This window comes from Kitasatospora sp. NPDC022856, from assembly GCF_055561235.1.
On the sequence record NZ_JBVHHE010000011.1, the window covers coordinates 73,550 to 92,329 of the forward strand.

An 18,780-nucleotide genomic window follows, 5' to 3' on the forward strand; every position below is an offset into this window, starting at 1 on the left:
CGGACCCCTTCCGCGTGACTAAGGCTGCACGGGGATGATCGAGGTGAGCCACTGGAAGACGCCCGGCACCATGTTCTTCCAGACGTCGCTGGAGTGCGGCCCGGTGGTCTCCTGGACCTGGACGGTGGTCGGCGCCTTCGCGACGGCCGCGATCGCCTGGCCGTCCTCGTAGCCGTCGCCCTTGTTGCCGCTGATGTACAGGGCGACCTTCGGCGGCTGGGCGGCGGTCTTCACGATGGTGACCGGGTTGTTCGCCTCGCGCAGCTGGGCGTCCTTGCCGACCAGCGAGGACTTCTCGACCGCCGGGTCGTTGTAGCCCGAGAGGCTGATGCCGGCCCGGTAGCGGTTGGGGTGGGCCAGCGAGAGCTTGGCGGCGCAGTGGGCACCGGCCGAGTAGCCGGCCACCGCCCAGCGGTCGGCCGACGGCTCGGCGCGGAAGTTGTCCAGCACCATCTGGGGGACGTCGCGGGTCAGCCAGGTGTCCGCGTTGACCTTGCCGGGCACGTCGGTGCAGCCGGCGTCGGTGCTGTTGCCCAGCAGCAGGGTGCGCGGCGAGACGAGGATGAACGGCGCCACCTTGCCCTCCTGCATCAGCGGCTTGAGCTGCTCGGAGACCTTGAGCGTGCCGTACCAGGTGGAGGAGGAGCCGGGGAAGCCCGGGATCAGCTCGACGACCGGGAACTTCTTGTCCTTGAACGCCGGGTCGTGGTACTGCGGCGGCAGCCAGACCAGCACCTCGCCGTCCACGCCGGACAGCTGGCCCTTGAGGTCGGTCTTCTGGACGTCGTTCGGCACCTTGGGGTCGTCCACGCTGCGGAACTGCTGGTGGACCTTGGGCGGCTGCTTGGCGGCGTCGCCGCCGGCCTGGGCCCCGCCGGCGCCCGCCTCGGCCGGGGGGACGGAGGGCACGGCCCGGACGTGGTTGCCGGTGCCCAGCAGGTCGTCCCAGTTGCCGTAGATCAGGTTGGCGTTGTTGACCATGACGAAGACCGTCGTCACGGCGGTGATCTGGCAAAAGACGATCATGGCAAGCCTGGACAGGACCTGCACCGGCCTCGGCCCGCGCACCTTTCCCCAGAGCAGCAGGGCCGCCGCGATGGAGATCGGCACGAGGACGATCGTGCAGATGAGGAATGGCGTGCCTGTCAGTTGCATCAAATTCTCGTATCCGGGTTCAAAGCCGTCCGGGGCCCCACTCGCCCGGAACGCGCTCCAATGGCATCAGACGGTCGGGAACGCGGGATCGGTTGCCGTCCGAATCTGTAAGGAACCTGAGAGGAACATCACGTTTCGGTGCTGCTTCCCCCGCGGGGCCCGCACCAGTCTGCCACCCTGACGGCCCGCACCCGGACGCTGCGCCCAGCGGACTCCCAGGAACGCCACCGGGGGCACGATACCGCCCGGGCGGATCCGGGCGGCGGGCGAGGCGGTGCGATGCCGCGCGCGGCGGGCAGCGAGACTATGGGGATGAGCACAACCCGCTTTCGCCCCTTCCGCCGGTTCCGGCCCGCCTGCGCCGTCCTCGCCGTGCTGGCCGCCGTGGCCGGCTGCAGCAGTACCGGAGGCCTCCGCGCCGAGCACGCCCGCAGCCAGGCCGCGGCCGCCGGTGGCAGTGCCGTCACCACCCCGCGCTGGAAGATCGCCATGGTGACCCACGCCGGCGCCGGCGACGCCTTCTGGGACACCGTGCGCAAGGGCGCCGAGCAGGCCGCCGCCAAGGACAACATCACCTTCCTGTACTCCAACGACGCCCAGACCCAGAACCAGGTCCAGCTGGTCCAGGCCGCCATCGACCAGAAGGTCGACGGCCTGCTGGTCACCCTCGCCAAGGGCGACGCGCTCGGTGACGTGCTCGGCAAGGCCAAGGCGGCCGGCATCCCGGTGATCACCGTGAACTCCGGCCAGGAGTACTCCGCCCGGTTCGGCGCGCTGACCCACATCGGCCAGGACGAGTCCACCGCCGGCCAGGCGGCCGGCACCGAGCTCGCCGGCCGGGGCCGCAAGAACGTCCTCTGCGTGATCCACGAGCAGGGCAACGTCGGCCAGGAGCAGCGCTGCTCCGGCGCCCAGTCCAAGGCCGGCGGGGCCTTCCAGGTGCTCTACGTGGACGGCGTCAACATGCCCGACGCCCGGGCCGCCGTCTCCGCCAAGCTGCAGGCCGACCCGGCCATCGACACCGTGCTGACCCTCTCCGGGCCGATGGCCGCCACCGGACTGCAGGCGATCCAGGACGCCCGCCGCCCCGTCGAGCTCGACACCTTCGACCTGGGCACCCAGGTGGTGGCCGGCCTCAAGTCCGGCTCGGTCGGCTTCGCCGTCGACCAGCAGCCCTACCTCCAGGGCTACGAGGGCGTCGACCTGCTCTGGCTCTACCGCTCCAACCTGGACATGCTCGGCGGCGGCAAGCCCGTGCTGACCGGGCCGCAGATCCTCACCCGCGACGACGCCGACGCCCTCGCCGAGTACGTCGCGAGGGGGACGCGTTGAGCACCACCGACCTCCTCGTCCAGGACCGCCCGGCGGCGCTGCGGCGGGTGCTCGCCCGCCCCGAACTGGGGGCGCTGATCGCCGCCGCCGCGGTCTTCCTGGTCTTCGCCGCGGTCGCCGAACCGTTCCTGCGGGTCTCCTCGCTGGGCACCGTGCTGTACGCGGCCTCCACCATCGGGATCATGGCCGTCCCGGTCTCGCTGCTGATGATCGGCGGCGAGTTCGACCTGTCGGCCGGCGTGCTGGTCACCACCGCCGCGCTGACCTCGTCGATGGTGTCCTACCAGCTCACCGCGGTGACCTGGGTCGGCGTGCTGGTCTCGCTGCTGGTGACGCTGGCGGTCGGCGGCTTCAACGGCTGGATGCTCAGCCGGACGAAGCTGCCCAGTTTCATCGTCACCCTGGGCACCTTCCTGATGCTCACCGGCGCCAACCTCGGCGTCACCAAGCTGGTCTCCGGCACCGTCTCGACCAAGCCGATCTCCGACATGGAGGGCTTCGGCGCCTGCCGTTGGCTGTTCGCCTCCGAGGTCACCGTCGGCGGGCTGACGATCAAGGCCACCGTCTGGTGGTGGCTCGGCCTGCTGCTGGTCGGCAGCTGGGTGCTGCTGCGGACCCGCTTCGGCAACTGGATCTTCGCGGTCGGCGGCGACGCGGCCGCGGCCCGGGCGGTCGGCGTGCCCGTCGCCCGGACGAAGACGGTGCTCTACCTCGGCGTCGGCTTCGGCGCCTGGGTGCTCGGCCAGCACCTGCTGTTCTCCTTCGACACCGTGCAGTCGGGCGAGGGCGTCGGCAACGAGCTGATCTACATCGTGGCGGCCGTCATCGGCGGCTGCCTGATCACCGGCGGTTACGGCTCGGTGGTCGGCTCGGCGCTCGGCGCGCTGATCTTCGGCATGGCGAGCAAGGGCATCATCTACGCCCAGTGGAACCCCGACTGGTTCAAGTTCTTCCTGGGTGCGATGCTGCTGCTCGCCGCCCTGTTGAACACCTTCGTCAAGCGCCGCGCCGAACGGGGACCGCGATGACCGAGCTGCTCCGCCTCGAAGGCGTCGGCAAGACCTACGGCTCCGTCCGGGCGCTCCAGGACGTCTCGCTCACGCTGCGGGCCGGCGAGATCAGCTGCGTGCTCGGCGACAACGGCGCCGGCAAGTCCACCCTGATCAAGATCATCGCCGGGCTGCACCGGCACGACGAGGGCCGTTTCACCGTCGGCGGCGAGGAGGTCCGCTTCGGCTCCCCGCGCGAGGCGCTGGACCGCGGCATCGCCACCGTCTACCAGGACCTCGCGGTCGTCCCGCTGATGCCCGTCTGGCGGAACTTCTTCCTCGGCTCCGAACGGGGCCTGCGGCGCTGGGGCGGACTGCGCCTGGACGCCGACGGGATGCGCGCCACCACCCGGGAGGCGCTCGCCCGGATGGGCATCGACCTGCACGACGTCGACCGCCCGATCGGCACCCTCTCCGGCGGCCAGCGCCAGTGCGTGGCGATCGCCCGGGCCGTCCACTTCGGCGCCGAGGCGCTGATCCTGGACGAGCCCACCGCCGCGCTCGGCGTCAAGCAGTCGGGGGTGGTGCTCAAGTACGTCACCGCCGCCCGCGACGCCGGCCTCGGGGTGGTGCTGATCACCCACAACCCGCACCACGCCTACCTGGTCGGCGACCACTTCACCCTGCTCAAGCGGGGCCGGATGGCCGGCAGCCACCCGCGGGCGGAGATCGGCCTGGAGGAGCTCACCACCGAGATGGCCGGCGGCTCCGACCTGGAGGAGCTCTCGCACGAGCTGGCCCGCCCGGGCACCGACACCCCTGAACCCCGTGACTCCCGTGATCCCCGTGAGGAGCGTCCGCAGCCGTGACCACCCCCAACGCCGCCTCCCGGCCACCGGTCCTGCCCAGCCTGCTCGGCCTCGGGCCGCGGGCCGAGCGCCGCCGCCGGGCCCTGCCCGCCGGCCTCCTGCGGCTGCCCACCATCGGCGTCGACATCGGCGGCACCAAGGTGGTCGCGGGCGTGGTGGACGGCGAGGGCAAGGTGCTGGAGAAGCTGCGCACCGACACCCCCGACAAGAGCAAGAGCCCCCGGGTCGTCGAGGACGTCATCGTCGAGCTGGTGCTCGAACTCGCCGACCGCCACGACGTCCACGCGGTGGGCATCGGCGCGGCCGGCTGGGTGGACGCCGAGCGCTCCCGGGTGCTCTTCGCCCCGCACCTGAACTGGCGCAACGAACCGCTCCAGCAGGCGCTCAGCGAGCGGCTGCGGTTCCCGGTGATCGTCGAGAACGACGCCAACGCGGCGGCCTGGGCCGAATGGCGGTTCGGCGCCGGGCGCGGCGAGGACCTCATGGTGATGCTCACCCTCGGCACCGGCATCGGCGGCGCGGTGGTCCGCGACGGCTACGTCGACCGGGGCAAGTACGGGCTGGCGGGGGAGTTCGGGCACATGCAGGTGGTGCCCGGCGGCCACCGCTGCCCGTGCGGCAACCGGGGCTGCTGGGAGCAGTACTCCTCCGGGAACGCCCTGGTGCGCGACGCGCGCGAGCTGGTCGCCGAGGAGTCGCCGGTGGTCCAGCTGCTGCTGGCCAGGGCCGGCGGCGCGGTCGAGGGCATCACCGGCCCGCTGGTCACCGAGGCCGCCCGGGCCGGTGACGCGACCGCCGTCGAGCTGCTCTACGAGGTCGGCACCTGGCTCGGGGTCGGCATCGCCAACCTCGCGGCCGCCCTGGACCCGGGCCGCTTCGTGGTCGGCGGCGGCGTCTCCGAGGCCGGCGACCTCCTCCTCACCCCGGCCCGGGACGCCTTCCGCCGCACCCTCACCGGGCGCGGCTTCCGGCCGGAGGCGACCATCGCGCACGCGGCGCTGGGCAACGAGGCGGGCCTGGTCGGCGCCGCCGACCTCGCCCGCCAGGTCGCCCGTCGCTTCCGCACCATCAAGCGGCGCCGGGTGGAGCGCAGCGTGCTGTAGCGCCGGACTACCCGCCGGTAGTCGCGGCGCCCTGTTGTCCGGGCCATGCCTCCTGTGAAAGAACGGAGTTGACGTCGACTCAGGAGGCCTCCGGATGAGAGCTCTGGCCCGAATCGCCCCGCCGCTCCTGCTTGCCACCGCCCTGGTCTGTTCCGCCGCCGGGCCGGCCGGGGCGGCAGCCCCGCCGCCGAAGGTGCCCGAGGCGGTGGGCTGGGGCGGCGCGGTGGCCAGCGTGGACGCCGACGCCACGGCGGCCGGCATCGAGGTGCTGCGCAAGGGCGGCAACGCGGTGGACGCCGCCGTCGCCGTCGCGGCGGCGCTCGGTGTCACCGAGCCGTACTCGGCCGGCATCGGCGGCGGCGGGTACTTCGTCTACTACGACCACGACAGCGGCCGGGTGTCCACCCTCGACGGCCGCGAGACGGCCTCCCGGACGGCCGACGCTTCGCTCTTCCTGGAGGACGGCAAGCCGCTGGCCTTCGCGGACGCCGTCACCAGCGGGCTGTCGGTCGGCGTGCCCGGCTCCCCGGCGACCTGGGAGACGGCCGTGCGGCAGTGGGGCAAGCGCTCCTTCGCCGACGCGCTGAAGCCGGCCCGGCGGATCGCCGAGCAGGGCTTCACCGTCGACCAGACCTTCCAGGACCAGACCGCGCTCAACCAGGACCGGTTCAAGGACTTCCCCGCCACCGCGAAGCTCTTCCTGCCCGGCGGCAAGCTCCCCGCGGTCGGCTCCACGTTCCGCAACCCCGAGCTCGCCGCCACCTACCGCCAGCTGGGCGAGCAGGGCACCGCGGCGCTCTACCGGGGCGACCTCGGCGCCGACATCGTCCGGACCATCCAGCACCCGCCGGTGGACCCGGCCTCCGGGCGCAACGCCCGCCCCGGCAAGGTGGACGCCGCCGACCTGGCCGCGTACCAGGTGCGCCGCCAGCAGCCCACCCACGTGGCCTACCGCGACTACGACCTCTACTCGATCGCCCCGTCCAGCTCCGGCGGCACCACCGTCGGCGAGGCGCTCGGCATCCTGGAGGACGGCGACGTCGGCCGGTACGACGACACGCAGTACTACCACCACTTCCTGGAGGCCTCCCGGATCTCCTTCGCCGACCGCAACCGCTGGGTCGGCGACCCGGCCTTCTCCGACGTCCCGGCCAAGGAGCTGCTCTCCCCCCGGTACGTCGCCTCGCGGGCCTGCCTGATCAGCCCCGACCGGGCGCTCACCAGCCCGCTCGCCCCCGGCGACCCGCGCCACCCGGCCGACTGCGCGAACACCGGCGCGGCCCAGCCCGAGCCCTACGAGGGCCTGAGCACCAGTCACCTGACCGTGGCCGACCGCTGGGGCAACGTCGTCTCCTACACCCTCACCCTGGAGCAGACCGGCGGCAGCGGCATCACCGTCCCCGGCCGGGGCTTCCTGCTCAACAACGAGCTGACCGACTTCAACTTCACCCCGCTGACCCCCGGGGTGCCGGACCCGAACCTCGCCGGGCCGGGCAAGCGCCCGCGCTCCTCGCTCTCGCCGACCATCGTGCTGCGCGACGGCGAGCCGGTGCTGGCGGCCGGCTCGCCCGGCGGCGCGACCATCATCACCACCACCCTCCAGGTCCTGCTCGGACGCCTGGACCGGGGCCTCGGCCTGGAGCAGGCGATCGCCGCGCCGCGGGCCAGCCAGCGCAACACGGCCGCCACCCAAGCCGAGCCGGCCTTCCTGGACCTGCCCGAGCGGGCCCGGCTGGAGGCGCTCGGCCACGTGTTCACCAGCACGCCCGAGATCGGCGCCGCGACCGGCGTCGAGCGCCTGCCGGACGGCCGCTGGGTGGCGGCCGCCGAGCCGGTGCGGCGCGGCGGCGGCGCGGCGGCGGTGGTGCGCCCCGCGCCCTGACGCCCGACGCCTGACGGCGGTGGCCCCTGGGCCCGCGGGCCCACGGGCCTGTCGGTGCCGGGCGGTAGATTCGGGGTGGGCGTCCTGCCGGGCGCCCACCCTCGTCCGTACCACCGGGAAGGCCGCCCGCCGTGACCGTCCGCATCGCCACCTGGAACATCAACTCCGTCACCGCGCGGCTGCCCAAGCTGCTGGAATGGCTGGAGAGCGCCAAGCCGGACGTGCTCTGCCTCCAGGAGCTCAAGTGCTCCACCGACGCCTTCCCCTACGAGCCGGTCCGCGAGCTCGGTTACGAGACCGCCGCGTACGGCACCGGCCGGTGGAACGGCGTGGCCATCGTCTCCCGGATCGGTCTGGAGGACGTGGTGCGCGACCTCCCCGGCCAGCCCGGCTTCCTCGCCGACGGCGCCCTGCTGCCCGACACCGAGCCGCGGGCCATCGCCGCCACCTGCGGCCCGGTCCGGGTCTGGTCGGTCTACGTGCCCAACGGCCGCGAGGTGGACCACGCCCACTACCGCTACAAGCTGGAGTGGCTGGAGGCCCTGCGCCTGGCCTCGCTGGAGGACGCCGCGGGGGAGCGCCCCTTCGCCGTCCTCGGGGACTTCAACATCGCCCCGACCGACGAGGACGTCTTCGACGTGGCGGCCTTCGAGGGCCTGACGCACGTCACCCCCGCCGAGCGCGCCGCCCTCGCCGCCCTGGGCGAGGCCGGTCTGCAGGACGTCGTGCCCCGCCCGCTGAAGTACGACCGCCCGTACACCTACTGGGACTACCGCCAGCTGGCCTTCCCGAAGAACCGGGGCATGCGGATCGACCTCACCTACGCCAACAAGCCCTTCGCCGACGCCGTCACGGACAGCTATGTGGACCGCGAGGCCCGCAAGGGCAAGGGGACGTCGGACCACGCCCCGGTCGTGGTCGACCTGGACCTCTGAGCCCGGCCGGGCCCGGCGTCACGCCCCGTAGCGGCGGCTCGCCCGAACGGGCCAGAGCGGTGGCCGGGCGCCGGGTGTGTGCCTACCGTCGGTGAATGACTGGGTGTGGTTGTTCGATCACGTGGACTTCGGAGTCCCCGGCCGCGCCCGAGAATCCCGGAGGTTCCGGTATGCGCCCCACGCGTACGGCCGCCGCCGCCCTGATCGGCGCGACGGTGCTGACCGGCCTGACGGCCCCCCTCGCGCTGGCCAAGGACGGCGCCGCCACGGTCAGCCCGTCCCAGGCCGCACCGGGCCAGACCGTGACGGTCACGGTCTCCTGCGAGAAGTCCGACAAGCCCGACGCCAAGACCATCACCGCGAGCTCCCAGGCCTTCGAGGGCGGCCCGGCCACCCTCACCCTGGGATCGGACGGCCGGCACACCGGCTCCGCGCGGCTGGCGGGCAAGGCCGGCGGCGACAGCAAGGTCGACGGCACCTGCCCCGACGGCGCCGCCTTCTCGACCAGCGTCACGGTGACCACCGTCGCCGCGTCCTCCGGAGCCTCCTCCTCGCCCGGCCAGAGCCTCGGCGAGTGGGGCAAGGCGGCCGGGGAGTGGGCCGGCTCGCTCGGCCAGTCCGGCGCGGGCAGCCAGCAGGTCGCTCCGCACGGCGCCGTGCAGACCGGTCTCGGCGGCTCGGTCGCGGCCGACCCCGCCGAGCTGGCGGGCGGCGCGGCGCTGGTGGTCGGTGGTATCGGCGGATTCTGGCTGTTGCGGCGACGCGGCGGCGCCGGGTCCGCCTGAAGGCGCGCCCCGCACCCGGGGCCCTCGGGCCCGCCCCCCGGTGCCGCCGGACCGAACGGTCCGGCGGCACCGGCCCGTCTCAGGCCGTCGCGGCCCGGGCCGCGGAGCCCCCGGTGACCCCGGCCGCCGTGGACGCCCGGGGAGCCCGCGGGGTCTCCGGTGTCTCCGCGGCCCGCAGGAGGCCGGAGGCCAGCAGGTACTGGGCCAGGAGGTACGTCGCCATGATCCAGAACTGGTGCCCGGGCAGCTCGCGCCACTTCGCGAGCTTGGTGGCGATCAGGGTGTCGGAGAGCAGGAAGAGCGCCCCGCCGAGGCCGGTGCGCCACCCCAGCCCGGCCGAGGTGACGGCGGTCGAGGCGAGCAGCAGGCTGTACCCGGCCACCGGCGTCCGGAGGCCGCCGAGGTCCGGCCAGAGCCGGCCCACCATCACGGCCCAGGCCGTCGCGTACGCGGCCGTGACGATCAGCGCACGCCGCCGGTCCGTCAGCGCCCCCTGCCGGACGAACATCGTCACGTAGCAGACGTGTGCCGCCGCGAAGGAGCCCATCCCGGCCAGGAACGCGGTGTCGTCGCCGAGCTGGAGCAGGACGTCCCCGCCGCCGCTGAGCAGCAGCGCGGGCGCCAGCAGTTTCGGCGCCTCCCGCCCGGCCGCGGTGGCGGCCGTGACGCTGTGCGCGGCCAGCAGCGGCATCAGCGCCGGCTTGGTGGCGTGCCGCAGGGCGGGCGTGTCGGTGAGCAGCGCGCCCAGGTGGGCCGCCGAGGTGGCGGCGAAGCCGGTGAGCAGCCCGGTGGCGGAGCGCAGGCGCCCGCCGAGGGCGGCGCGGGTGGTGGTGCGGATGCTCATGCGGCGGTGTCCTCCGGTGGGTGGGGGCGGGCGGCCCGTTCGTCCGCACCCTAGGCGACCGGGTCCGCCCGGGGAAGGCCGGGTTACCCGCGAGTACTACCCGGGCGTAGGCCAGCGCGCGCCGACGGCCGGGGCCGCTCCGGCGGGGTACGCGCGGACCAATTCGCCGCGAGCTCCGGTTGGGGCCACCGGCGGCCGCGCCCACCGTCTAGTCTGGTCCACGACATGGAGCAGCAGGAGTACGCGGCCGGCACCACGCGGGTGGCCGGCGGCACGTCGGACGGGCGCACGGGCGGGGCGGGGCAGGGCACCACCGTCGCCGTCGTCGCCGTACGCGAAGCCGGTCCTGACGCTCCGCAGGAGACCGGAGGGGCTGTCCTCTCGCCCGATCCGGGGCTGCTCCGGCTGGCGCACTGGTTCGCCGAGGCCGATCCCGGGACCGCCGACGACCTCTGCGTCGCCACCTTCGGCCTCTACCCGGCCCGCCACTTCGGCGTCCCGGCCGAGCCGGTGACCGGTCCGGAGGCGGCGGCCGGTGACGCCGTCAGCTGGTGGCACGGTCCCACCGCGCACGCCCCCGCCGCGCTGCGGGTGCGCGAGCCGCGGCCGGCGCGCCGCCAGCGCCGGGCCCGGCGGGACGAGGGGGCGCTGCCCGTCGTCCGCTCAGGAGCCAAGCCGGGTCTGCCCGGAAAGCACCGCAAGCCCGAGCCGGCCCGCTCGGCCGCCGGCGCGCAGGACCGTTCCGCCGCCGCCGAGCGCCGGATCGCCGCCCGGCTGCTGCTCGCCCACCCGCTGGTCACCGCCTCCGGGCCGCACGCCGACGGGTTTCCGCTGATCCGGCGTCACCGCGACTGGCTGACCGGCCAGTTCGACACCCTGCTCGGCTACCGCCTGGTGGTCGGCCCCTGGCACGCCCGCCTCTACAAGGCCGGGCTCGGCCCCGGCGCCGCCCGCCGGCTCGAACACCCCGGCACCGGCGCGCCGTTCACCCCCGGCGGCTACGCCCAGCTCGCCCTCGCGCTGTCCCTGCTGGTGGACGCCCCCGAACGGCTCCCGCTCGGTCCCCTGCTGGCGGCGATGCGGGACGCCGCGCCCGGTCCGGCCGCCACGCCCGCCGACCTCGCGATGGCGCTCGCCGCACTGGCCGACTGGCAGGTGCTCGGCGAGATACCCGCCGACCGGAGCGCGGACGGCGTCGTCCTGACGGTCGACCGGGAGCTGGCCCGCGCCGTACCCGCGGGCCCGCCCGCCCTCGCCGACGACGCCGCCGACCTGATCCGCCGCGCCGCCGGGGCCGAGCCCGGCACCGCCGTGCGCCGCCGCCTCGCCGAGACCCCCGCCGTGCTCGCCGCCGACCTGCCCGCGGACCAGCGCGACTGGCTCGACCTCCACCGCCGGACCGGCCCGGCGGCGCTCGCCGAGTTCCTCGGCCTGGAGGCCGAACTGCGGGCCGAGGGGGTCGCCCTGCTCGACCCCGCCGACGAACTCACCGACCTCGCCCTGCCCGGGGCCGGCACCCTCGCCCAGGCCGCCCTGCTGCTGGTCGAGCGCCTGGTCGAGGAGGTCCGGCCGCTCCCCGGCGAGGCCACCGGCGCGGACGTCCCGATCCCGGACGCGCTGATAGACGGCGTCCTCGGGGACATCGCCGACGAGTACGGGCTGCCGGCCGGCTGGCGGCGCGACTACCTCGCCGACCGCACCGCGCTGCGCCGCGACGCCCTCGACCTGCTGCACCGGATGGGCCTGATCACCCCCACGCCGCGCGGCACCCGGCCGCCGGGCTGGCTGCTGCGCGCCCCCGCCGCCCGCTTCGCTCCGGCGCCCGATCTGCGGCCGGCCCCGGGGACGGGCCGGCACTCCCGCCGGGAGACCCCGGTGGCGGCCCCGGCCGGCCCCCGGGCGGAGCAGCGGGCCTGAGCGCCACCGGCCCGCCGTCGAGCGGGCCGCGCGCCGGGGACGACAGAAGCACCGCGTCCGTGGCCGGTGGGCCGGACGGCGGTGCCTGGGGTCGGGCGGGGAGGGCGGCGGGATCAGCGGGTCATCGTCGGGCGGTGGCCGCCGTGAGCGGGCCGTGCTGGGCGGCTTCGACGGTGGCTCCCACACCGAGCGTGCCGAGGGCGACGGAGGCGAGAACGGCGGCACAGGCCAGGAAGCGGCGGTGGCGCTGCGGGAGCGGGAAGCGCGGATCCTGGAGGGTCGCCGGAGGGTTGGCGTTCATGACAGGGAGCGTTCCAGGGCGGCGTGAACGAGCGGTACGCGCGGGTGAAGTCCGGATGGGGGCCAAGCGTCGGTTCGTGCCGGATCCGCCCCGCCCCGGAGCGGGGCGGATCCGGGGCGGTCACCGGGACGGCGGTCGCGGCCCCCGCCGGGCGTCGGCCATCGCCTCGCCGACGGCCACCCGGACGGCGTCCCGCAGGCCGTGCGCGGCGTGGAACCGCGAGGGCCCGGCCGCCGGATCCTCGCGCAGCTCCTTCACCAGGGCGACGCAGAGCAGCAGCATCACCACCACGAACGGCAGCGCGACCAGGATGGTGGCGTTCTGCAGCGCGGTGAGCCCGCCGGCCAGCAGCAGCGCGGCGGCGACCCCGCCCATCAGCACGCCCCAGACCACCACCAGCCAGGTGCGCGGGTGCAGCGAGCCCCGGCTGGAGAGCGAGCCGAGCACGAGCGAGGCGGAGTCGGCACTGGTGATGAAGAAGGTCATCACCAGCAGGACCGCGATGACGCTGGTCACCGAGCCGAGCGGGAGCGAGCGCAGCATCTCGAACAGCGAGGCCTCGGCGCCCTGGGGGATGGTGGCCACCAGGTCGGCCTCGCCGGTGGAGTTCAGCCGGATCGCCGTCCCGCCCATCACGCAGAACCAGACGACCGTCGCCCCACTGGGGACCAGCAGCACGCCGGTGAGGAACTGCCGGATGGTCCGGCCGCGCGAGATGCGGGCGATGAAGGTGCCGACGAACGGCGCCCAGGAGAGCCACCAGGCCCAGTAGAAGATCGTCCAGGAGCCGAGCCAGCTCTCGTCGGTGAAGGCGCCGGTCTGGGTCGACATGGCGACCAGGTCGGAGAGGTAGCCGCCGACGGTGGACGGGATCGCGTCCAGGACGAAGACCGACGGGCCGAACACGAAGACGAAGAGCATGATCAGCGAGGCCAGCACGACGTTCGAGGTGGAGAGCCACTTGACGCCCTTGTGCACGCCGGAGAAGGCGGAGAGGACGAAGGCGGCGGTCAGCGAGCCGATGATGACCAGCTGGGTGCGTTCGGTGTTCTCGACGGAGGAGATGAAGCCGAGGCCGTCCGCCACCTGGAGGGCGCCCAGGCCGAGGCTGGTCGCCGAGCCGAAGACGGTCGCGAACACCGCCAGCAGGTCGATCGCCCGGCCGGGCCAGCCGTTCGCGCCGCGTTCGCCGATCAGCGGGACGAAGGCGGCGGAGATCCGGTTGCCCCGGCCCTTGCGGAAGGTGGTGTAGGCGAGCGCCAGGCCGCCGACCGCGTAGATCGCCCAGGGGTGCAGGGTCCAGTGGAAGAGCGAGAACTCCAGCGCCTGCTGGGCGGCGGCCGGGCTCTGCGGCTCCAGGTCGGAGCCGGGCTGCGGCGCGGCGTAGAGCTGGAGCGGTTCGCCGACGCCGTAGAACATGAGGCCGATGCCCATGCCGGCGCTGAACATCATCGCGACCCAGGCGAGGGTGGAGAACTCCGGCTCGTCGTCGTCACGGCCGAGCCGGATCCGGCCGAAGCGGCTGAACGCGAGCAGGACGGTGAGTACCAGGAAGACGTCGGCGGCGACCACGAACAGCCAGCCGAAGTTGTGCAGTACCCAGCCGAGCGCGGTGTCGGACGTCCGGCCGAGCGAGTCCTCGGCGAGGACGCCCCAGGCGACCACCCCCAGCACCAGCACGGCACTGACGCCGAACACCGTCCGGTCGACGGGGAGGGTCGCGGCGGGTTCGTCCGGGCCTGGTGGCTGGCTGCTCATGAAGGTCCCTCTCCTGGCGTACTGGACGGTCGGCGACACGATCGGAAAATGGATACATGTCGTACTATGTCCAGTCCTCGGGGGCGCCGGGGGGAGGGCACGCCGGGGAGAGGCGACCGGACGGGCCTCAGGGCGAGGGTCGGCGCGCCGGGCCGCGGGCCGTCAGGCGGCCGCGTACGCGCGGGCGGAGGGCCCGGTGGTCGGGGCGGCGGTGTCCAGGTACCCGGCCAGGGCCTGCCGGCTGCGGGTCAGCTCGGCGATCCGGGTGTCGAGTTCGGCCAGCTCGCCGCGGAGGGTGGCGAGCAGGTCGGGGCAGGCCTCCAGGGCCGGGACGGGGCCGCTCGCGCACGGCAGGATCTCGGCGATCACCCGGGTGGACAGGCCCGCCGCGAGCAGGCCGCGGATCTGCCGCACCCGGATCTGGTCGCCCTCGCGGTACTCGCGGTAGCCGGCGGCCGACCGGTCCGGTTCGAGTAGCCCCTGCTCCCCGTAGTACCGCAGCAGGCGGGTGGACACCCCGGTCAGGCGGGCGAGTTCTCCGATGCGCATGACCGGGCGAACGCCCGTCCGGGCCGGGCTGTTCCCGGCCCGGACGCGGCGGGGCCGTCGCTACGCCGGCCGACCGGTCACGAAGTCCAGCAGCAGCGCGCGCAGTTCGGGCAGGCGCTCGACCACCGGGAGGTGGCCACTGGCGAGTTCGACCAGCCGGGCGCCCGGGATGCCCTCGGCCAGGGCGCGGTGCTGGCTCGGCGCGACCAGCATGTCCTCGGTGGTGCTGATCACCAGCGTCGGCACGGTGACCCGGGCCAGGTCGCCGCGCACGTCGACCCGGCCCGCCAGGCCGAACTGCTGGCGGTAGCCGGCCGGGACGGGGGTGAGCAGCGCGGCGCGCAGGTCCGCGAGCTGCTCGGCGGTGAGCGCGTCGACCCAGGTCTCGCCGAAGGCGACCGCGAGCACGAAACGGGCCAGCAGCTCCGGGTGGTCGGCCAGGCCGGCCGCCAGCTCGGCGGTGATCCGGAGCCGGTGGTCGCCGCCGGCCACCCCGGCGAGCAGCAGCAGCGAGCGGACCCGGGCCGGGTGCCGGGTGGCGGCGCGGACGGCGACGGCGGCCCCGAGCGAGTACCCGGCCAGGTCGAAGCTCTCCAGGCCCTCCTCGACGGCGGCGGCGACCAGCCGGTCCGCCAGCTCGTCGAGCGAGGGCCCGGCCGGCTCGAACGGGGTGTCGCCGGAGCCGGGGAAGTCGGGTGCGACGACGGTGCGGTGGGCGGCGAGGTCGTCCAGCAGCGGCCCCCAGTTGTCCCGGGCGCTGCCGCCGGCGCCGTGCGCCAGCAGCAGGCCCGGGCCGGAGCCCCGGACGATCCGGGCCAGCGCGGGCGGGGTGGCGGGGGACGGCTCGGTCATGGCGGGGCTCCTGTTCACCTGGATGGCTCGGTGACCGGCACGCTAGGAGTTCACACCGGTGTGAAGGTCAAGTCCGGTGCGGGCCGGACCGTCCGCGCGGCGTCGATCGGCGGGATCGGCGGACGCGACACGGTTCGCGATCGTATGATCCGGGCGTGACCGGAGGCCCGAGCGCCGCGAGACCGACCGGGCGGACCGCCGCCCCGGTCCGGAGCGCCGCTGCCCGCCGGGCCGTCGCCCGCCGCGCCAGACGCACCGACCGCTGTCGCTGAGCCCCGCCCGCGCGCCCCGCGCCGGGCCGGAGCGGACCCGCGCCGTCGGCGCCCCGTCCCCGCCCGCCCGGCCGCGCGGCCCGCCCGACCGTCCGCCGCAACCGAACGGAAGTGTGCCCGTGCCCACCGCGAACCCCCTTCGGACCACCCCCGCGAGCCCGATCCCCGGCGAGGCCGCCTACGACCGGCTCCGCCGCCGGCAGTGGTCGGCCGGCGAGGCCCGCGCCGACGGCGTCGAGCGCCGGACCCTGCTGCGGATGCTCACCGCCGCCGGGGTGCTCGCCGCACCCGCCGCCGGCGGGCTGGTCGTCCCGGACCGCGCCCGGGCGCGGACCGCGACCGCCGCGCCGGGAGCGCTTGCCGAGCCGTCCACGGCCCTCGCGGGTACGGTGTCCCCCGTGCCCGGCATCGTGAAGCCGCTGCCCGCCGAGTGGTTCCTCCCGCGCGGGACCAACGCCGAGATGCGCTGGGACGCGCTGCGCGACGCGGAGGGCGCGATCGGCCGGCACGTCCCGGTGGAGCGGTTCTTCGTCCGCAACCACACCAGTACCCCGGTCATCGACGCCGGCAGCTGGCGGCTGCGGCTCTTCGGCAGCGGCCTGCGCGGCGGTCCGGACGCCGGGCGGCCGGTCGAGTTCGGCCTGGCGGACCTGCGCGCCCTGCCCTCGACCAGGATCAGCGCCCTGATCGAGTGCGCCGGCAACGGCCGCAGCTTCTACGCCACCCAGCAGAACCAGCCCGTGCCCGGCACCCCCTGGACGCTCGGCGGGGTCGGCTCCGCCCAGTGGCGCGGCGTGCGGCTGGCCGAGGTGCTGCACCGGGCCGGGCTGACCCGGGACGCGGTGGACGTGCTGCCCAGCGGCCTCGACCCGGCGTACGTGAGCGGTGGCGTCGACTTCGGCCGGGTGCGCCGCCCGCTGCCGGTCGCGAAGGCGCTGGACGACGTGCTGCTCGCCTACGAGATGAACGGCGAACCGCTGACGCCCGACCACGGTGCGCCCCTGCGGCTGGTGGTGCCGGGCTGGATCGGGATCGCCTCGATCAAGTGGGTCGGCTCGATCGAGGTCGCCGACCAGCCGCTGTACTCGCCCTGGAACACCGACTTCTACCGGATGTTCGGTCCTGACTACCCGGCCGGCGGAAGTGCGCCGGTCACCACCCAGGTGGTGAAGAGCGCCTTCGAACTCGCCCGTGACGCGGTGCTGGCGGCGGGCCGCGAGCACCGCCTGTACGGACGCTCCTGGTCGGGCGCGGCGCCGGTCCGCCGGGTCGAGGTGAGCACCGACGGCGGCCGGCGCTGGCACCGCGCCGAGCTGCGGGACGAGCCGCGCGCCGACAACTGGACGCGCTGGAGCCTCGACTGGCGCCCGGACCGGACCGGCCCGTACGAGCTGCGGGCGCGCGCGACCGACCGCCGCGGCAACACCCAGCCCGCGACGTCCGTGTTCAACCGCGAGGGCTACCTGTTCGACGCGGTGGTGGTCCACCCGGTGACGGTCGCCTGACGCCGCTCAGCCGGTGGGGCTGGCCTCGTACGGCGCCTCGTACGGCGTCTCGTACGGGGTCAGCACCAGCCGCACCACGTCCTCCAGCCGCCGCCGGGCGTCGCCGAGCGTGGTGCGGCCGGTCACCCAGGCGGTCAGCTCGCCCTGCCAGGCGTGGCCGACGATGTGCCGCACCAGGTCGCTCGCGGCGGCCGGCACCTCGGCCATCACCGCCTGGAGCGCGGTGCTGTCGGCCCGGGCCATGCCCTGCAGCGCCTCGCTGGCGAAGGGGTCGGTGGAGGCGGCGACGGCCACCCTGAGCCGGGCCAGTTCGGGCTGGCGCTGGTAGGCGCGCATGCCTCCGCGCACGAAGCGCACCACCCGGTCGGTGGCCCCCAGCCCGGCCCGCGGTCCGCGCAGCTCCGCCACCAGGTCGGCCAGCAGCAGCCGGTGCCATTCGGCGATGGCCGCGGCCAGCAGGTGGTCCTTGGAGGAGAAGTAGCGGTACGCCGTCCCGAGGGCGACTCCGGACCGCTCGCAGACCTGTTTCATCTGCAGCCGCTCGACACCGATCTCGTTCACCAGGGCGAGCGCGGCCGCGATCAGGGACTCGCGGCGTTCGAGCTGACGTGGAGACATCGCCTCCACCGGTCGTGGTGACAGGTCAACCTTGGTCACCCGCACCATGATACGGCTCGGAACCGCTCAGGAGTATGACGCCGACCGGTCGCCCCGCGTTCGTCCGCCGTCCACCGGCGGCCGGCGGACGGCGGCGCGGAACCGGGGTCAGTGCGCCCGGGGTGCCCGGTCGCGGATCAGGGCCTCCTGGACGGCGGAGGCGACCAGCCGGCCGTCCCGGTCGTAGAACTCGCCGAGCGACAGCCCCCGGCCGTCCGAGGAGGAGGGGCTGCGCTGGGCGAACAGCAGCCACTCGTCGGCCCGGAACGGGCGGTGGAACCACATCGCGTGGTCCAGCGAGGCCATGATCAGCCGGGGCGGCTCGGTGCGCTGGAAGAAGTTCGGCTGGACGTGCAGCCCGGCCGTCGAGGCCAGCGTGAGGTCCGAGAGGTAGGTCAGCGCGCAGACGTGCAGCAGCCGGTCCCCGGCGGGGAGCGGGGAGGCGGTGCGCAGCCAGACGAACTGCTGCGGCATGCCCGGGACGGCCGGCGGCACGCCGGGTGCGTCCGGCGGGACGAACCGCAGGTCCAGCGAGCCGAAGCCGCCCGTGCGGGTCAGCGCGGCGCGGGCCTCGGCGTCCCAGCCCGCCAGCGCGTCCGGCAACTCCTCCGGGCCGGGCAGCGCCGGCATCTCCCGGTGGCGGTCGGCGGCGGGCTCGGGCCGCTTGAAGGAGGCGGAGAGCGTGAAGATCGCTTCGCCGCCCTGGACGGCGGTCACCCGGCGGGTGGCGTAGGACATCCCCTGGCGGACCCGGTCGACCTCGTAGCGGATCGGCCGGGACGGGTCGCCGGGGAGCAGGAAGTAGCTGTGCAGCGAGTGCACGTCCCGGTCGTCGCCGATGGTGTGCCCGGCGGCGGTCAGCGCCTGCGCGGCGACCTGGCCGCCGAAGGCGCGCATCGGGGCGCCGGCGTGGCAGCACCCCCGGAACGTGTTCTCGTCCAGCCGCTCGATCCGCAGCAGCTCGGCGAACGAGCCGGCGGTGTCGGCGGCCGGTCTCTCCTTCTCGGTCAGGTCGGTCACGGGGACATAGTGGCAGAAGCCGCCGTCCGGCGGTGTGACCGGGGTAACCCGGGGA

General features: G+C 74.9%; 17 protein-coding genes. 9 read left to right on the forward strand and 8 right to left on the reverse strand.

All coding sequences use genetic code 11. The annotated features are described in order from the left end of the window. Window positions 1–18: 18 nt before the first annotated feature. Window positions 19–1,110 carry an alpha/beta hydrolase gene (locus ACZ34W_RS15890; protein WP_329490621.1) on the reverse strand — a complete coding sequence of 364 codons (1,092 nt, stop codon included), beginning with the start codon at window positions 1,108–1,110 and terminating at the stop codon, window positions 19–21. Between the two features lie 357 nt (window positions 1,111–1,467). On the opposite strand from ACZ34W_RS15890, the gene ACZ34W_RS15895 reads away from it, so the two are divergent. The 7 genes from ACZ34W_RS15895 (at window position 1,468) to ACZ34W_RS15925 (ending at window position 9,050) form a co-directional block, all read left to right on the forward strand. Continuing rightward, complete coding sequence (locus tag ACZ34W_RS15895; RefSeq protein WP_329490622.1) at window positions 1,468–2,487, forward strand: substrate-binding domain-containing protein; 1,020 nt, start codon at window positions 1,468–1,470, stop codon at window positions 2,485–2,487. Beyond that, window positions 2,484–3,515, forward strand: a complete 1,032-nt coding sequence (locus ACZ34W_RS15900) for an ABC transporter permease (protein WP_359804323.1) — start codon at window positions 2,484–2,486, stop codon at window positions 3,513–3,515. The genes ACZ34W_RS15895 and ACZ34W_RS15900 overlap by 4 nt, the downstream gene beginning before the upstream one ends. Further along, a complete protein-coding gene (locus ACZ34W_RS15905) occupies window positions 3,512–4,345 on the forward strand; it encodes an ATP-binding cassette domain-containing protein (RefSeq protein WP_329490624.1) in 834 nt (277 codons plus the stop codon). Before ACZ34W_RS15900 ends, ACZ34W_RS15905 begins: the two co-directional genes overlap by 4 nt. A 41-nt stretch (window positions 4,346–4,386) precedes the next feature. Next, complete coding sequence (locus ACZ34W_RS15910; RefSeq protein WP_329492339.1) at window positions 4,387–5,448, forward strand: ROK family glucokinase; 1,062 nt, start codon at window positions 4,387–4,389, stop codon at window positions 5,446–5,448. 94 nt (window positions 5,449–5,542) lie between these two features. Next, entirely contained in the window at window positions 5,543–7,330 is a 1,788-nt protein-coding gene (gene ggt, locus ACZ34W_RS15915) for a gamma-glutamyltransferase (protein WP_465604376.1), read from the forward strand. A 131-nt stretch (window positions 7,331–7,461) separates the two neighbouring features. Next, entirely contained in the window at window positions 7,462–8,265 is an 804-nt protein-coding gene (locus ACZ34W_RS15920; protein WP_329490626.1) for an exodeoxyribonuclease III, read from the forward strand. Window positions 8,266–8,435: 170 nt separating this feature from the next. Next, entirely contained in the window at window positions 8,436–9,050 is a 615-nt protein-coding gene (locus tag ACZ34W_RS15925; RefSeq protein ID WP_359804326.1) for a hypothetical protein, read from the forward strand. Window positions 9,051–9,129: 79 nt separating this feature from the next. Here ACZ34W_RS15925 and ACZ34W_RS15930 read toward each other — a convergent pair whose 3' ends face one another. Next, the gene (locus tag ACZ34W_RS15930) at window positions 9,130–9,894 is read right to left on the reverse strand and encodes a lysoplasmalogenase (RefSeq protein WP_465604378.1); all 765 of its coding nucleotides are present in this window, start codon (window positions 9,892–9,894) and stop codon (window positions 9,130–9,132) included. A gap of 225 nt (window positions 9,895–10,119) precedes the next feature. On the opposite strand from ACZ34W_RS15930, the gene ACZ34W_RS15935 reads away from it, so the two are divergent. After that, complete coding sequence (locus ACZ34W_RS15935) at window positions 10,120–11,811, forward strand: DUF2398 family protein (protein WP_465604380.1); 1,692 nt, start codon at window positions 10,120–10,122, stop codon at window positions 11,809–11,811. Window positions 11,812–11,932: 121 nt separating this feature from the next. Here the strand turns inward: ACZ34W_RS15935 and ACZ34W_RS15940 are convergent, their stop codons facing one another. The 4 genes from ACZ34W_RS15940 to ACZ34W_RS15955 all read right to left on the reverse strand — a co-directional run bounded on the left by ACZ34W_RS15940 (window position 11,933) and on the right by ACZ34W_RS15955 (window position 15,271). Next, on the reverse strand, window positions 11,933–12,112 hold the full coding sequence (locus tag ACZ34W_RS15940; protein ID WP_329490630.1) for a hypothetical protein: 180 nt from the start codon (window positions 12,110–12,112) through the stop codon (window positions 11,933–11,935). A 120-nt stretch (window positions 12,113–12,232) separates the two neighbouring features. Next, window positions 12,233–13,870, reverse strand: a complete 1,638-nt coding sequence (locus ACZ34W_RS15945; RefSeq protein ID WP_465604382.1) for a BCCT family transporter — start codon at window positions 13,868–13,870, stop codon at window positions 12,233–12,235. Window positions 13,871–14,032: 162 nt separating this feature from the next. Continuing rightward, window positions 14,033–14,419, reverse strand: coding sequence for a MerR family transcriptional regulator (locus tag ACZ34W_RS15950; protein ID WP_329490632.1), 387 nt, complete (start codon window positions 14,417–14,419; stop codon window positions 14,033–14,035). A gap of 60 nt (window positions 14,420–14,479) precedes the next feature. Next, window positions 14,480–15,271: an alpha/beta fold hydrolase gene (locus ACZ34W_RS15955; RefSeq protein ID WP_465604385.1), complete on the reverse strand. Its 792-nt coding sequence runs from the start codon at window positions 15,269–15,271 to the stop codon at window positions 14,480–14,482. Window positions 15,272–15,662: 391 nt separating this feature from the next. Between ACZ34W_RS15955 and ACZ34W_RS15960 the strand changes: the two genes are divergently transcribed. After that, window positions 15,663–17,048 (forward strand): sulfite oxidase, encoded by a 1,386-nt coding sequence (locus ACZ34W_RS15960; RefSeq protein ID WP_465604388.1) that lies wholly within the window; start codon window positions 15,663–15,665, stop codon window positions 17,046–17,048. 6 nt (window positions 17,049–17,054) lie between these two features. Here ACZ34W_RS15960 and ACZ34W_RS15965 read toward each other — a convergent pair whose 3' ends face one another. Together ACZ34W_RS15965 and ACZ34W_RS15970 are read right to left on the reverse strand one after the other, a co-directional pair. Next, window positions 17,055–17,705: a TetR/AcrR family transcriptional regulator gene (locus ACZ34W_RS15965; RefSeq protein ID WP_359804333.1), complete on the reverse strand. Its 651-nt coding sequence runs from the start codon at window positions 17,703–17,705 to the stop codon at window positions 17,055–17,057. Between the two features lie 108 nt (window positions 17,706–17,813). Beyond that, window positions 17,814–18,725 carry an acyl-CoA thioesterase gene (locus ACZ34W_RS15970; protein ID WP_359839249.1) on the reverse strand — a complete coding sequence of 304 codons (912 nt, stop codon included), beginning with the start codon at window positions 18,723–18,725 and terminating at the stop codon, window positions 17,814–17,816. Window positions 18,726–18,780: the final 55 nt, after the last annotated feature.